General features: G+C 58.5%; 10 protein-coding genes. 6 read left to right on the top strand and 4 right to left on the bottom strand.

What is annotated here, in order from left to right:
- The first annotated feature begins 12 nt into the window (after positions 1–12).
- Positions 13–450, top strand: a complete 438-nt coding sequence (locus ACS5Q8_RS04270; RefSeq protein ID WP_247395497.1) for a Z-ring associated ZapG family protein — start codon at positions 13–15, stop codon at positions 448–450.
- Positions 451–456: 6 nt separating this feature from the next.
- Here ACS5Q8_RS04270 and ACS5Q8_RS04265 read toward each other — a convergent pair whose 3' ends face one another.
- The 4 genes from ACS5Q8_RS04265 to ACS5Q8_RS04250 form a co-directional block, all read right to left on the bottom strand.
- A complete protein-coding gene (locus tag ACS5Q8_RS04265; RefSeq protein WP_276196507.1) occupies positions 457–588 on the bottom strand; it encodes a hypothetical protein in 132 nt (43 codons plus the stop codon).
- Between the two features lie 60 nt (positions 589–648).
- Positions 649–2,373 (bottom strand): ABC transporter ATP-binding protein/permease, encoded by a 1,725-nt coding sequence (locus tag ACS5Q8_RS04260; RefSeq protein ID WP_465159865.1) that lies wholly within the window; start codon positions 2,371–2,373, stop codon positions 649–651.
- A gap of 99 nt (positions 2,374–2,472) precedes the next feature.
- On the bottom strand, positions 2,473–3,033 hold the full coding sequence (locus ACS5Q8_RS04255; protein ID WP_004372278.1) for a response regulator transcription factor: 561 nt from the start codon (positions 3,031–3,033) through the stop codon (positions 2,473–2,475).
- Entirely contained in the window at positions 3,026–4,288 is a 1,263-nt protein-coding gene (locus tag ACS5Q8_RS04250) for an ATP-binding protein (protein WP_443693303.1), read from the bottom strand. Before ACS5Q8_RS04250 ends, ACS5Q8_RS04255 begins: the two co-directional genes overlap by 8 nt.
- 204 nt (positions 4,289–4,492) lie before the next feature.
- Between ACS5Q8_RS04250 and ACS5Q8_RS04245 the strand changes: the two genes are divergently transcribed.
- From ACS5Q8_RS04245 to ACS5Q8_RS04225, 5 genes are all read left to right on the top strand, one after another.
- The gene (locus tag ACS5Q8_RS04245; RefSeq protein ID WP_276196505.1) at positions 4,493–5,203 is read left to right on the top strand and encodes an SIMPL domain-containing protein; all 711 of its coding nucleotides are present in this window, start codon (positions 4,493–4,495) and stop codon (positions 5,201–5,203) included.
- Between the two features lie 191 nt (positions 5,204–5,394).
- Positions 5,395–9,294, top strand: coding sequence for a dermonecrotic toxin domain-containing protein (locus ACS5Q8_RS04240; protein WP_443693302.1), 3,900 nt, complete (start codon positions 5,395–5,397; stop codon positions 9,292–9,294).
- Between the two features lie 104 nt (positions 9,295–9,398).
- Positions 9,399–11,000 (top strand): ABC transporter substrate-binding protein, encoded by a 1,602-nt coding sequence (locus ACS5Q8_RS04235; RefSeq protein WP_465159864.1) that lies wholly within the window; start codon positions 9,399–9,401, stop codon positions 10,998–11,000.
- 258 nt (positions 11,001–11,258) lie between these two features.
- Positions 11,259–12,887 carry an ABC transporter substrate-binding protein gene (locus ACS5Q8_RS04230; protein ID WP_276196502.1) on the top strand — a complete coding sequence of 543 codons (1,629 nt, stop codon included), beginning with the start codon at positions 11,259–11,261 and terminating at the stop codon, positions 12,885–12,887.
- A 363-nt stretch (positions 12,888–13,250) separates the two neighbouring features.
- Entirely contained in the window at positions 13,251–14,795 is a 1,545-nt protein-coding gene (locus ACS5Q8_RS04225) for an ABC transporter substrate-binding protein (RefSeq protein WP_465160350.1), read from the top strand.
- The last annotated feature ends 94 nt before the right edge of the window (positions 14,796–14,889 follow it).

Genomic DNA, 14,889 nt, shown 5'->3' with positions numbered 1-14,889 from the left:
GAGGAAGGACTCGTGGAACACTCGCTCTTAGTTTGGTTGTTGCCGACTCTTGCCCTGGTTGCCGGTGTCGCCATTGGATTCCTGGTTGCTCGCTTGCTGCCGAATGCCGCGCCTAACCGCACGCAGCGTCAGTTGGATGACATTCAGGAACGTTTTGACAGTTATCAGAACGAAGTTGTTACCCACTTCAACAGCACCGCGACCCTGGTCAAGAAGCTCACACAGAGCTACCAGGAAGTACAGGATCACCTCGCCGATGGCGCCAACCGCCTGGCGCTCGACGACATCACCCGTCAGCGCCTGCTGGCCGCGCTGCATTCCGATGCACCGCAGACCCCACGGGATCGCCTGACCCCGCCACGGGAAAACCAGGAGCCGCCACGGGACTACGCGCCAAAAACGCCAAACGCCCCAGGCATGCTGGATGAGCATTACGGCTTGAAGAAGTAAGTCTTTTCAGGCGCTGTAAAAAAAGCCCGGCTGATCGATGATCAGCCGGGCTTTTTGTTGGGCCTCAATCTCCAGACCAGCGGGGATGCCATTGTGGGAGGGCGCTTGCTCCCGATAGCGGCGGATCAGTTGATACATGGGCTGACTGACACACTGCTATCGCGAGCAAGCTCCCTCCCACACTGACCGAGTTGGGCCTCAGGAGACGGGCTGTTCCTGCAACAACCCACTGTCGATCCGCACATGCCGCCCATGGAAGCGCTTGAGGCTGCTGCGATGGCCAACGCTGACGATGCTCAGCCCCGGCAGTTCATCGATCAACGCCTGGTACAACGTCGCCTCATCCTCTTCATCCATTGCAGAGGTCGCTTCGTCCATGTACAGCCACTGCGGAGCGAACAACAATGCACGAGCAAAGGCCAGGCGCTGCTGCTCGCCGGGCGAGAGCATGCGCTGCCAGTGGTTGGCTTCCTCCAGACGAGCGACCAGGTGCGGCAAGCGGCAGGTTTGCAGGACCTGTGCATAACGTTCGTCCGGATACACGCCGTCGTCCTGTGGATAACTCAACGCGGCCTTCAACGTGCCAATCGGCAGATACGGCTTCTGCGGCAGGAACAGGTAGCGCGCCGCTGGCAGGCGAATGCTGCCGTGGCCCGCCGGCCACAGTTGGCCCATGGCACGCAGCAACGTACTTTTACCGCTGCCGGAACGCCCGCTGAGCATCAGGCGCTGGCCTGGCTCGACGATCATGTCGGCGTCGGCGAGCAAGTGGCGACCATCGGCCAGATCCATGCCGAGCTTCTCTACCACCAGGCGCTCGCCTTCCGGGCGCACGTCGATGGCCGCAGGGCGCTGCTCGTTATCGCTCATGGCCTGCTGGAAACTCAGCAGACGATCACTGGTGGCGCGCCAACTGGCCAGCTCCGTGTACGCGCTGATAAACCAGCTGAAGTTGTCCTGGACGTTGCCGAACGCCGAGTTGATTTGCATCAGCTCGCCCAACTCGATCTTGCCGGCGAAGTAGCGCGGCGCGGCGACGATAAACGGAAAGATGATTGCGATCTGGCCGTAGCCGGCAGTGAAGAAGGTCAGGCGCTTGGACACTTTCATGATGTCCCAGAAGTTATGCCAGACCCGGCCGAAGCGTTGGCTCAAACGTCGATTTTCATTCGGCTCGCCGTTGTACAAGGCGATGCTCTCGGCGTTCTCGCGCACCCGCACCATGGAAAAACGCAAGTCCGCTTCAAAGCGTTGCTGCTGGTTGTTCAGCCCAATCAAGCGACGGCCGATCAAGTGCGTCAGCCAACTGCCCACGGCGGCATAAAGCAAAGCACACCAGAACATATAGCCGGGGATGGTGAAGCCAAACACTTCGATACTGCCCGACACGCCCCACAGGATGATGGAAAACGACACCAGGCTGACTACGTTGCGCAGCAGCCCCACCCCCAAGTTCAAGGTGCTGGAGGTGAAGCTATTGAGGTCTTCGGAAATCCGCTGGTCCGGGTTATCGGTGTAATCGCCCTGCTCCAGCTGGTAGTAGTTTTTGTCGCTGAGCCAACGCGCAAAGTGTTTTTCGGTCAGCCAGGCACGCCAGCGGATGGTCAGCATCTGGGTTAGGTACAAACGGTAAACCGCACCGAGGATGGCCACCGCAGCGATACCGCCAAAATAGCCAATCAGTTGCCAGAAAGCCGCCGTGTCCTTATGTTCCAGGGCGTTGTAGAAATCCTTGTACCAGTGGTTGATCCACACGGAGATCGCGACGCTGAACAGTGACAAACCAATCACCGCCACCAACAACAACCAGGCCTTGCCCTTCTCTTCACTGCGCCAATAGGGCGTGATCATCGCCCAGGTTCGGCGAAAAAAGTGCCCACGCACCGCGTCATTGACCGCGGAGTACTCAGCGTTCTGATTCATCGTTCAGGCTCTGTAAGAAAATGTAACAGGCGTTTGAACCGATCATAGACGATCGGTTCAAGGCGCCGTGCGGCCTGAAGCAGATTGTTCAGCCGGCGTTCAGCGCCGTACCGGGCGCTTCTGCAACTTACGCTGCAGGGTACGACGGTGCATGCCCAGGGCACGGGCGGTGGCCGAGATATTGCCTTCGTGCTCGGTCAGCACACGCTGGATGTGTTCCCACTGCAGGCGGTCCACCGACATTGGGTTTTCCGGCACCAGGGTGTCGAGGTCGGCGTGCTCGGAGAGCAAGGCCGCCAGCACGTCGTCGGCGTCCGCCGGTTTGCACAGGTAGTTGCAGGCGCCGCGCTTGATGGCTTCGACGGCGGTGGCGATGCTGGAATAACCGGTGAGGATTACCACGCGCATTTCCGGATCGAGTTCGAGCAGCTTGGGCAGCAGCACCAGGCCGGAGTCGCCGTCCATTTTCAAGTCGAGCGCGGCGTAGTCCGGCAAGTCGGCCTGGGCGATGCTCAGGCCTTCTTCTGCGGAACCTGCCGTGCTGACGCGGAAACCGCGACGGCTCATGGCACGCGCCATGACGCGGGTAAAGGTAGCGTCATCATCTACCAGCAACAGATGCGGCAGTTCTTCGCCTTCGACTTGGATCTCGTCACTCATCGATATCTCCTCGTGCGACACGGGGTAGGCGCAGCTCGGTGAGCGTGCCGCCTTCCTCATGACTATAGAGCTTCACTGAGCCGCCCGCGCGGGTCACGCTGGCCTTGCTCAAAAACAGGCCGAGGCCGAAACCTTTGCCCTTGGTGGTAAAGAACGGTTTGCCGATCTGCTCGGCGATGGCCAGCGGCACGCCGGCGCCGTGGTCACGAATGCTGATGGTCAGGTCTTCGGTATTCCAGTCCAACTGCACTTCGAGGCCTTCGGGGCAGGCATCGGCGGCATTGTTCAGCAGGTTGAGCAGGGCCTGGGTCAAGTCCGGCGGCGGCGCCAAGCGCGGCACGCTGTCCTGCCCCAGCAGGTGGAAACGGTAACTGGCTTCGGGGCGCATCAAGTGCCAGCGGTTCAAGGCTTCGTCGAGCCACTGGGTCACGTCCTGCATCTCCACCGCCAGGCGGCGATTGGCTTCGGCGGCACGCACCAGTTGCTGCAAGGTTTGCTTGCACTGCTTGACCTGTTCGCGCAGCACGCCGAGATCTTCTTGCAGCGCCGGGTCGTGATGGTCCTGGGTCATTTCGTTGAGCAGTACGCTCATGGTCGCCAGGGGCGTGCCCAACTCATGAGCCGCACCGGCAGCCTGGGTGGCGACGGCCAGCAGTTGCTGGTCGCGCAGGCCCTCTTCGCGGCGAATGGCACGCAACTCTTCCTGACGGCGCAGTTCTTCGGCCATGCGGGCGGCAAAAAAGGTGATGACGGCAGCGGACAGCGCGAAGCTCAACCACATCCCGTAGATCTGCAGGTTTTCCCGGGCGATGGGGAACGTCTGCAACGGGTAGAACTGCGCCAGCAGCAAGGTGTACAGGGTCAGGGCGATGCCGGAAAGCACCACCGAGTAGCGCCACGGCAAGGTCACGGCCGCGATGGTCAGGGGCACCAGGTAATACGAAACAAACGGATTGGTGGAACCGCCGGAGAAATACAGCAACACACTGTGGATAAACAGGTCGCAGGCCAACTGCAGGGCGTACTCCAGCTCGGTCACCGGCCAGGTGGTGCGCAACCGGATGGCGGTAAACACACACAGCACGGTGGAAAAGCCCAGGGTCACGCTCAGTTGCAGCCATGGCAGCGCCAGCAGGTCGAACCAATAGGCAAGCCCGACCGAACCGGCCTGCGCGGCCAGCACCAGGGTGCGAATGAACGTCAGGCGCCAGAGGTTCTGGCGGGTGGCGGAAGTCAGTTTTACGACGGCGAGCATGAGCTCTCCCGGTGAGCGCTGCAGGCGGATCGGCAGGAGTATAAACGAAGCAGACACGCTGGCACGGCGTGTGTGGCTCTTTGACGCAGGCGCGGTAAATTACCGTTCGTCGGCGCCACGACAATGTGTAGCGAATGTGTAAACCCGAAGAACCCGACACCACCGTCTACAGTCATATCGACACGAACATCCCAAGGAGTTTCCATGTCCCGTTTCATTCGCAATGCTGCCGTTCTCACCCTCAGCGCCGGGGTCCTGGCCAGCCTTCCGGCCGTCGCCGCCGATGAACTGCATTACAACCAGATTTCCCTGCGGGCCGAGGTCAGCCAGGAAGTAGCCCGCGACCAGATGATCGTCACCCTCTACACCGAATCCCAAAACACCGACCCGGGCAAGCTCGCCGCGGAAATCACCACCACCATGAACAAGGCCCTGGCCCAGGCTCGCGAAGTCAAAGGCGTGACCCTGCGCCAGGGTAGCCGCAACAGCTACCCGATCTACGACAACAAGAACCAGAAAATCACCGGCTGGCGCGAACGTGCCGAACTGCGCATGGAAAGCTCGGACTTTGCCGCCTTGTCCAAGCTCACTGGCGAAATGCTGACCCACCTGAAGATGAACAGCATGGACTTCGCCATCGCCAACCCGACCCGCAAGGCCAGCGAGGATGCACTGCTCAAAGACGCCGTCAACGCGTTCAAGGCGCGTGCGCAACTGGCCACCGATGCGTTGGGCGGCAAGGGTTACAAGATCGTCAACCTGAACTTCAACACCAATGGTTATCCACAGCCTTACGCGCGCGGCGCCATGATGATGAAAGCCGCAGAGATGGACTCGGCGCCGACGCCGGAAGTGGAAGCCGGCACCAGCCAGGTCAGTATGTCGGCGGAGGGGGTCATCGAAGTGCTTCAATAACCCTCCCACGAACCCAAAAAACGGCGCGACCTAAGGCTCGCGCCGTTTTTTTGTGAATGGCAATCAGCAGTAACCCCCGCTGACATCTAGCGTGGAATCGTTTTCTCGATTTTCGGCACACATCAGTACCCTCAGATAAACAAGGAGTGATCTGCGGGCGTGTATCCACATCACTACCGAGAACTCCAACGATGACACTTTCCGTCGTAAACCCAGCGTCGACCCAAACCTTCACCCCCAGCCCGTCAGCCGCCTCGGATACTTCATCCGACTCCGCCACGCCCTCTACCCCGCGCGCGCCTGGCGATAGCCAATTGGTGCAAAACTTCCTCAGTGCGCTCAACAGCACAAGAGGCGAATACGCCGCCCCGATTCAAATCCCGCCAAACTCCACACTGGGACAGTGGCGAACCCAATTGGCCATCGCGCTAAGCAACCCCGACTTTCAAAGCTGGATAAAGAGCAAAGGCATTGCGCCCGCAAGCATCGTCATTCTTCCCGACAGTGGTGCAATTTCGGCCGCCATTCACGGCCAGCGCCGCACGCTCAGCCTGACCGATAACTCCGGCTGGTCAACGGTTGCAGGCCCCATATTGTCAGCGAGCAAGGTCATCGCCAGTGGCGGCGCGGACCCCGTTCACTATAACGATGCCCTGCGCGATACGTTCGAGCTGGGCAAAGTCGCGCATTTCTATGGTTTGCCAGACCTGACAAAGGCCACGACAGACACGCTTGAACGGCCCCATGCCTTTGCCGCGCCCGCGCCAACCGACACCTACCGCTCCCCCTCCATACGCGGGGAACAGGCGCTATCAGAGCAGCAACGCACAGTCGCAGATATTTACAAGCGCCATGAGGCCACTGCCCACCCTGCCGCACCAGGTGACGCCGCACTGGTGGAAGGTTTCACCCGCGAATGGCAGAAAAAAATCGATGGCCTCCCGGCCGGGCTGATTGCGGTGCCGCCCCAGACAGTCCTGGGGCAATGGCTGGGGCACTATCGCAACGTGTTCGAAGGCCCGGTGGTGCAAAACTGGTTACGCGAACAGAAAATCGATCCTGCCACGGTGAAAATCGTTCCATCCACCGGTGCCATGTCAGCCAAGGTCTACGGGGTTGAAAAGCAGTTTTCGCTCAACGACACCTCGGGCTGGAGACAAGTCGCCGGGCCTTTGCTCGACGCCGCCAGCGTCATTGCGCCTGCCCCAAAACAATCCCTGAACCTGAGCTTCGGCGCAGGGTCTATCGGCGCGTCAATGAAGACGATCGCGACGTTTTATGGCGAACCCAATACCGCCAACGTCGGCCAGAGCCAGCAGCGCGTGCTCCAGTTAAATCGCCAGAAAACCTTCGACGCCCCGCCAAACGAAAAGCAATCCATAGGCGCGCTTGAAACACAGCGCGCCGCTGCCGGGCAGTTTTATACCCAGGCGCCTCAAAAACTGGCCTACACCAAGCTGGCAACAGGCGTGGCGCAAGCGATGCCAAACCTGCGCGCGCAGGCCAAACAACTGGCGCAGAACATCCTCCGGGAGCATTTACCCAAGGACCAACTGGCCAAACTGGAACCGTTGGACGCCGACAAACTGTACCTGCATCGCTTTCACGGCGGCGTGACGGAAGCACGCGCGCGGTCAGGTTGGGAGCACCCCGGTGAGGAGCCTCACAACTCGAAAACCCTGACGGAGGCGGTACTGAATAACTTCTCCGAACATGACTGGGACCCCGGCGAGCTGGATAGCAACGGCGGCATCTATACCGAAGGTCCAGGGCAGAGCAAGAAAAACGGCTACGGCGCGCACAACGAATTCCCCTTCTCCCCTTCCGTCTTCATGCGTGGCGTATGGAGTGCCAACTTCCAAGGTATCGCCACGAAAAAAATCGACGAGTTCTGGAACACGCACGAAAGCGATTTTCGTGCGGTGGCAAAAGGCGAATTCGTCAATCAGGCCCGCCAGCAGTTGAAGGCCTTTGAGGCCAAGTCCCCGACCGAACAGGCGCTGTTGGCCGACGAACATAAATTCAGCCGTGATGACTATAAGTTGGTGATGGGGGCGGTCTCTAATGTTGCCGTTGATGAAAACACCCCCATCACCGTTGACCAACTGCGCGCGGAGGCACCGGCAAAAGGCAAACTTCGGGCACATGCCTTCGATATAAACGGTTATCCCAGCAACATCATTCGATTTGCCGATATGGATGACGGCCAATACAACTACGAAAACAACCGTCGAGACGGCAGGCAAATACTCTGGATTGCGGGCGCCACCCCGGCGTTTTTACGCTTCGACTCGCTGAAGAAAATGGACGACTGGGTGGTCGATCAAGCCAAGGACCCGCAAAAACGCGCAGCCCTGGCCTCACACTTTTCCGCCTATAACCGCCAGGACGGCGGTGCTTTCGGCAAGTACGGCGTGGACTCTTCACTGGCCCATCTCGCCAGTGGCGACTGGGAGAGCTGGGAAGGCAAAACCATCGACCGCGGTGATATTAAAATCGAGAACGACGTCTTTACGCACCTCAAGGACGAGGCGAAAGCGCGCATGACCAGCGACGCCGATACGGCAATCAAATCCAACAAAGAGGTCAACCGGGATACCTGGCTTCATGACATTTCGGTGGGCGCGCAACTCTTTGCCAAACTGGCGCCCCTTGGCTGGCCGCTCGCCGCTGCCGCAGTCGGTACCGGCCTTACGGAAATCGCGCTGGGCGCTGAAAAAGCCGGGTCGGGCGATACCCAGGCAGAACGTAAAGATGGCGCCTGGAAAACCTTCGACGGCACACTTAACACGCTGTTTTCGGCGGGCGCCAGCGGGGCGGCGAAAGATCCGTTTGAACTGCCGCAAGAAAAACTCCCGACGCCAGGGGCACCGGTCCCGCCCATTGATGAAAACCCAATCCATACACCGCAGACGGGTGGATCAGGCATCCCTCCCATCCTGAATACAGCGCCTTTTACGGCCAACCGCTTCCGGACGCCTTCATCCGGCCTCGTGAAAATGAGCGAGCATGCCGTGCCTAATGGCGAGCAATTCATCGCCAATACCACGCCCGATGCGCTGGGTGTTTATCGAGTCACGGACAGCGAGGGCAAGCGCTGGAACTTTGTCCGTCATACCGATGAAACCGGCAGCAGCAAGGTATTCGAGATCGAAAGCCGTTACCGGATGGGGGATAGCGCAACGTCGATTATCAGCCCTGCGACCGGCAGGGCGGTGATGCGCGTCCATCCTGGCCGTGACGGCGAATGGGTAAGAGCGCCGGCTGATGGCGGCATGAAATGGCCATGGCAACGCTCGGTTTCGCCGACGCCAAGTACCGAAGCCAAGCTCTCGCCAATGATTTCAGACCAGTTCCTGGAACTGGATGGCTCGAAAATGAAGGGGGCCGACATACTGGACAAATACTTCAATCTTAATGAACACGGTTATACCTACGGCATTGTCGTGAACGATGAAGGTAACACCCTACCGCAAATCTCCTGGACAACCGAAGAGAACCCAGCCAAGGCCACACTGCCCCCAAAAGCCAGCGCTTCGACGTTAGGCACAAGCGATTACAGTGAGCAGTTCATTAAAGATATCAATCGCAGCAAGTTCACAATACAAACACCGGATGGCATCGCACTGGAAATTGACATCGCCAAGCAGCAGCAGGAAGCAGGCAAGAAATTCTCAACCGACGAACTCAATGAAGCCATACAAAAAAATGTCGAGGCCCTTGAAAGAGTCATTCCTGATCCCGCACTAAGAGCACGAGTGTCTGAAGTTGCCAATCAATGGCTGCTAGGCGCTGCCCCGGATGAATTTCAGAGTTCTCGATTCAAAGGCACCGTCTTTGGTAGCGGACGTGATCCACATTACTACATCCACTATGACCCGGCAGAAGGTGTCACCACCGTCACCGCAAAATCCGATTTCATCGTTACCAAACTAGACGAACAGGATGGTGAACTCGAACCTATTACTGACATCCATGCAAAAGCCTCAAGGACGATAACGATACGAGCCAGCAATGAAATTGGCAGCGACGGTTATGTCATAGAACCCTCGGCGCCTACACGTATAGAAATCACACCGACGCTGAACTGATAAGCACCCATCCACTATCTGCTCCCCCCTGAACGGCGGTAACCTCGGTGACCGCCGTTTTTTCGTTTGGGCAGTGTTATATGCCAGCCATCTCAGGGGTCTCCATGGACAGAATCACCTTCAAACCACTGCTCCTCGCCGCCGGCCTGTTGGCCTTTATGCCGATGGCCCAGGCCACCAGCACCCTGGTCTACTGCTCTGAAGCCAGCCCCGCCGGTTTCGACCCCAGCCAGTACACCAGCGGCACCGATTTTGATGCCTCTGCCGAAACCGTGTTCAACCGCTTGACCCAGTTCAAGCGCGGCGGCACCGAGGTCCAGCCCGGCCTGGCGACCAGTTGGGAGGTCTCCAAGGACGGCCTGGCGTACACCTTCCACCTGCGTGACGGCGTCAAGTTCCACACCACCGATTTCTTCACGCCCTCCCGCGACTTCAACGCGGATGACGTGTTGTTCACCTTCAACCGCCTGCTGGATGCCCAAAGCCCGTTTCGCAAGGCCTATCCATCCGAGTCGCCCTACTTCACCGACATGGGTTTGAACACCACGATCAAAAGCGTCGACAAACTGGACGAGCACACCGTGCGTTTCAGCCTGAACAACGTCGATGCCTCGTTCGTACAGAACCTGGCAATGAGCTTCGCCTCGGTGCAATCCGCCGAATACGCAGCCCAACTATTAAAGGAAGGCCGGGCCGAAGAGATTAACCAGAAACCGGTGGGCACCGGGCCGTTTGTATTCAAGCGCTACCAAAAGGACTCGCAGATTCGCTATGTCGCCAATAAACAGTATTGGAAACCCGAGGATGTGAAGCTCGACAACCTGGTGTTCGCGATCACCCCGGACGCCGCGTCGCGCTTGCAGAAACTCAAGGCCGGCGAATGCCAGGTCAGCGGCTACCCGCGCCCCGCCGATATCGAGGTGATGAAACAAGACCCCAACCTGCGTGTGCTGCAACAAGCGGGGTTCAACCTCGGCTTTCTGGCCTACAACGTGACGCATCCGCCGCTGGATCAACTCAAGGTGCGCCAGGCCTTGGACATGGCCATCGATAAACCCGCGATCATCAAGGCCGTGTACCAGAGCGCCGGCCAATTGGCGCAGAACGCATTGCCTCCCGCGCAGTGGTCTTATGACCCGACGATCAAGGATGCCCCCTTTGACCCGACCAAGGCGCGGGCGCTACTAAAAGAAGCAGGAGTTGCACCCGGTACTACCATCAACCTGTGGGCGATGACCGTACAGCGCGCCTCCAATCCGAATGCGCGAATGTCGGCACAAATGATCCAGCAGGATTGGGCAAAGATCGGCATCAACGCCAACATCGTCAGCTATGAGTGGGGCGAGTACATCAAGCGCGCCAAGAATGGCGAGCACGATGCGATGATCTACGGCTGGACCGGCGATAACGGCGACCCGGATAACTGGCTCGGCGTGCTCTACAGTTGTGCCGCAGTGAAGGGCAGCAACTACGCCAAATGGTGTAACCCCGCCTACGACAAACTGGTGCAACAGGCCAAGGTCAGCAGCGACCGCGAGCAGCGTATCAAGTGGTATCAGCAGGCGCAGAAAATACTTAAAGAACAAGTACCTATAACGCCTATTGCGAACTCGACGGTTTTCCAGCCGCTTCGAAAGGAAGTGCAGGACTTCAAGATCAGCCCCTTTGGCCTGACCCCGTTCTACGGCGTGAGTCTAGATAAGTAACAGCAACGCCCCAACTGAGTGCGCCAGACGTCTCAGTTGGGCCTTTTTGGTGCCTCTTCCGCCCCGAAAAAACCCTCAAAATGTACGCATTTGTGTCGTAAGTTTCATATTTGCGACATTCTTGTACGTTCGTACCACTCTTTCACCCTTGCAACCGTTCAGCATCTTGCAATGGGTATGGCCCCTGCATAAGTATCCGCAGGTCGACTCACGAGGTCGCCCTCACTACCAAAAATGACAACAAATCATGAGGCCAACATGCTTAAACACGCAGTCATTCCGTTACTTGTTAGCGCTGGCCTTATGGCCGCAGCGCCTTTCGCCCAAGCGGCGACTAACCTGGTGTTCTGCTCCGAAGGGAGCCCGGCCGGTTTTGATCCAGGCCAGTACACCACCGGAACAGACTTCGATGCTTCGGCCGAAACCATGTTCAACCGCCTAAGCCAGTTCGAACGTGGCGGCACCGCCGTTGTTCCTGGCCTGGCCACCCGCTGGGACGTGTCCCCGGATGGCCTGACGTACACCTTCCACCTGCGTGAAGGCGTCAAGTTCCACACCACCCCGTACTTCAAGCCCACTCGTGAATTCTCGGCTGACGACGTACTGTTCACCTTCAACCGGATGATCAACAAAGACGATCCATTCCGTAAGGCATACCCCACCGAGTTCCCGTACTTCACGGACATGGGGATGGACACCAACATCAAGAACATCGAGAAAGTCGATGCCCACACGGTCAAGTTCACCCTTGGCACCGTGGACGCCGCCTTCATCCAGAACCTGGCGATGAGCTTCGCGTCGATCCAGTCGGCCGAATACGCCGCCCAACTGCTGAAAAACGGTACGCCACAGGACATCAACCAGAAGCCAGTCGGCACCGGCCCGTTCGTGTTCAAGAGCTACCAGAAAGACTCGAACATTCGCTACACCGGCAACAAGGACTACTGGAAACCTGAAGACGTGAAGATCGACAACCTGATCTTCGCCATCACCACCGACCCGTCGGTACGTATCCAGAAGCTCAAGAAAAACGAATGCCAGATCACCCTGTTTCCGCGTCCGGCCGACCTCAAGGCACTGGGCGACGACAAGGACTTGAAACTGCCGCACCAGGCCGGTTTCAACCTGGGCTACATCGCCTACAACGTCATGCCGGTGCTCAAGGGCCAGACCGCGCCTAACCCACTGTCCGATCTGCGCGTACGCCAGGCGTTGGACATGGCGGTGAACAAGCAGCAGATCATCGACTCCGTGTACCAGGGCGCTGGCCAATTGGCGGTCAACGCCATGCCGCCGACCCAGTGGTCCTACGACACCACCATCAAAGATGCCCCGCACGACGTGGCCAAAGCCAAGGAACTGCTCAAGGAAGCCGGGATCAAGGACGGCACCGAGATCACCCTGTGGGCCATGCCGGTACAACGTCCGTACAACCCAAACGCCAAGCTGATGGCCGAGATGCTGCAGAACGACTGGAAACAGATCGGCCTGAAGGTCAACATCGTCAGTTACGAATGGGGCGAGTACATCAAGCGTTCCAAAGGCGGCGAGAACCAGGCCATGATCATTGGCTGGAGCGGCGACAATGGGGACCCGGACAACTGGCTGAACGTGCTGTTCGGCTGCGACTCGCTGTCGGGTAACAACTTCTCCAAGTGGTGCGACAAGAAATTCGACGGCATCGTGAAAGAAGCCAAGGCCACATCGGATGTCGCCAAACGCACCGAGCTGTATAAGCAGGCGCAACATATCCTCAAAGATGCAGTCCCGATGACACCTATCGCGCACTCGACGGTGTATCAACCCATGCGCAACACCGTACAGGACTTCAAGATCAGCCCGTTTGGTCTGAACTCCTTCTACGGCGTGGGCGTAAGCGGCAAGTAAGGACCGATAGCGGCGACGCTTGATAACGTCGCCGCTATTGCATCCGCCAGACCAGTAGGAAACAGACCACATTCGCGCTCGCTGCCGTCCTACGGCAATGAACTTCGATTCGCGGCTCCGTTGCCTACAAGGTCAGTCAGATTTTGCGCATTTACTGCGAAGTCCTCGACCCCTAACGTCGTAGGACAGCAGAGGCTCCAATCTGATGGGCACTTGCTGTGTGTGGGATCAGTGATGTCCCCCTGGCCGTATGCCGGGGTGATTGCTCGCTGATGACAACTACAAACAAGGATCGGGATCGTCATGCGCCATACCACCGTTCTATCCGCAATTTTTGGCACCAGCCTGCTGGCTGTAGCCACGATGGGCCACGCCGCCGAGAAAAAGAGCCTGGTGTTCTGTTCGGAAGGCAGCCCGGCAGGCTTTGACACCGCGCAGTACACCACCGCCACCGACAACGATGCCGCCGAGCCGCTGTATAACCGCTTGGTTGAGTTTGAAAGGGGCGCGACCAACGTCGTACCGGGGCTAGCCACCAAGTGGGATATTTCGCCAGATGGCCTGACCTACACCTTCCACCTGCGTGAAGGGGTGAAATTCCACAGCAATAAAGAGTTCAACCCCACGCGTGACTTCAACGCCGACGACGTGTTGTTCACCTTCAACCGCATGCTTGACCCCGAACATCCGTTTCGCAAGGCCTACCCCACCGAGTTTCCATACTTCAACGGGATGAGCCTGAACAAGAACATCGCCAAGGTCGAGAAAACCGGCCCGTACACCGTGGTGATGACCCTGAACACGGTCGACGCGGCGTTCGTGCAAAACATCGCCATGAGCTTTGCCTCGATTCTGTCGGCCGAGTACGCCGAGCAGTTGCTCAAGCAAGGCAAGCCCAGCGATATCAACCAGAAGCCGATCGGCACCGGCCCGTTCGTCTTCCAGCGCTACCAGAAAGACTCGCAGATCCGCTACACAGGCAACAAGCAGTACTGGGACCCGAGCCGGGTCAAGCTCGACCAACTGATCTTTGCCATCAACACCGACGCTTCGGTGCGGGTGCAAAAGCTCAAGGCCGGCGAATGCCAGATCACCCTGCATCCGCGCCCGGCGGATGTCGACGCCCTCAAGGCCGACCCGAACCTGCAACTGTTGACCAAGCCAGGCTTCAACCTTGGCTACATCGCCTACAACGTGCGCCATAAACCATTCGACCAGCTCGAAGTGCGCCAGGCGCTGGACATGGCGGTGAACAAGCAGAGCATCCTGAACGCCGTGTACCAGGGCGCGGGGCAACTGGCGGTCAACGCCATGCCACCGACCCAGTGGTCTTATGACGACAGCATCAAAGACGCCGCCTACAACCCGGAGAAAGCCAAGGAGCTGCTCAAGGCCGCCGGCGTGAAGGAAGGTACCGAGATCACCCTGTGGGCGATGCCGGTGCAACGGCCGTACAACCCCAATGCCAAGCTGATGGCCGAGATGCTGCAGAACGACTGGGCCAAGATCGGTCTCAAGGTCAAGATCGTCAGCTACGAGTGGGGCGAGTACATCAAGCGCACCAAGAACGGTGAGCACGACATCAGCCTGATCGGCTGGACCGGCGACAACGGCGACCCGGACAACTGGTTGGGCACCCTTTACAGCTGCGACGCCATTGGCGGGAACAACTACTCCATGTGGTGTGACCCGGCATACGACAAGCTGATCAAGCAAGCCAAGGTCGTCACCGACCGCGAACAACGGACTGTTCTGTACAAACAGGCACAGCAACTGCTCAAAGCGCAGGTGCCGATCACGCCCGTCGCCCACTCGACGGTCAACCAGCCGTTAAGCGCCAAAGTCGAAGGTTTCAAAGTGAGCCCCTTCGGCCGCAACGTGTTCTCGGACGTCAGTATCACCCCATAAGAAAATAACCGGATTGCGGAGAGTGGATAACACTCTTCGGCAAACGTGCAGCCTTCTATTGGGAAATTTCCTACGGCAAACGTTTGCAAATGCT

The sequence above is a fragment of the Pseudomonas sp. PAMC25584 genome (assembly GCF_058135675.1).
This window is presented reverse-complemented; position numbering and strand designations above follow the sequence as displayed.

Excerpts from the sequence above, each read along its gene's own strand:
- ACS5Q8_RS04265 (WP_276196507.1), bottom strand. The coding sequence starts at position 588 with ATGTATCAACTGATCCGCCGCTATCGGGAGCAAGCGCCCTCCCACAAT.
- ACS5Q8_RS04260 (WP_465159865.1), bottom strand. The coding sequence starts at position 2,373 with ATGAATCAGAACGCTGAGTACTCCGCGGTCAATGACGCGGTGCGTGGG.
- ACS5Q8_RS04255 (WP_004372278.1), bottom strand. The coding sequence starts at position 3,033 with ATGAGTGACGAGATCCAAGTCGAAGGCGAAGAACTGCCGCATCTGTTG.
- ACS5Q8_RS04250 (WP_443693303.1), bottom strand. The coding sequence starts at position 4,288 with ATGCTCGCCGTCGTAAAACTGACTTCCGCCACCCGCCAGAACCTCTGG.
- ACS5Q8_RS04245 (WP_276196505.1), top strand. The coding sequence starts at position 4,493 with ATGTCCCGTTTCATTCGCAATGCTGCCGTTCTCACCCTCAGCGCCGGG.
- ACS5Q8_RS04240 (WP_443693302.1), top strand. The coding sequence starts at position 5,395 with ATGACACTTTCCGTCGTAAACCCAGCGTCGACCCAAACCTTCACCCCC.
- ACS5Q8_RS04235 (WP_465159864.1), top strand. The coding sequence starts at position 9,399 with ATGGACAGAATCACCTTCAAACCACTGCTCCTCGCCGCCGGCCTGTTG.
- ACS5Q8_RS04230 (WP_276196502.1), top strand. The coding sequence starts at position 11,259 with ATGCTTAAACACGCAGTCATTCCGTTACTTGTTAGCGCTGGCCTTATG.
- ACS5Q8_RS04225 (WP_465160350.1), top strand. The coding sequence starts at position 13,251 with ATGGGCCACGCCGCCGAGAAAAAGAGCCTGGTGTTCTGTTCGGAAGGC.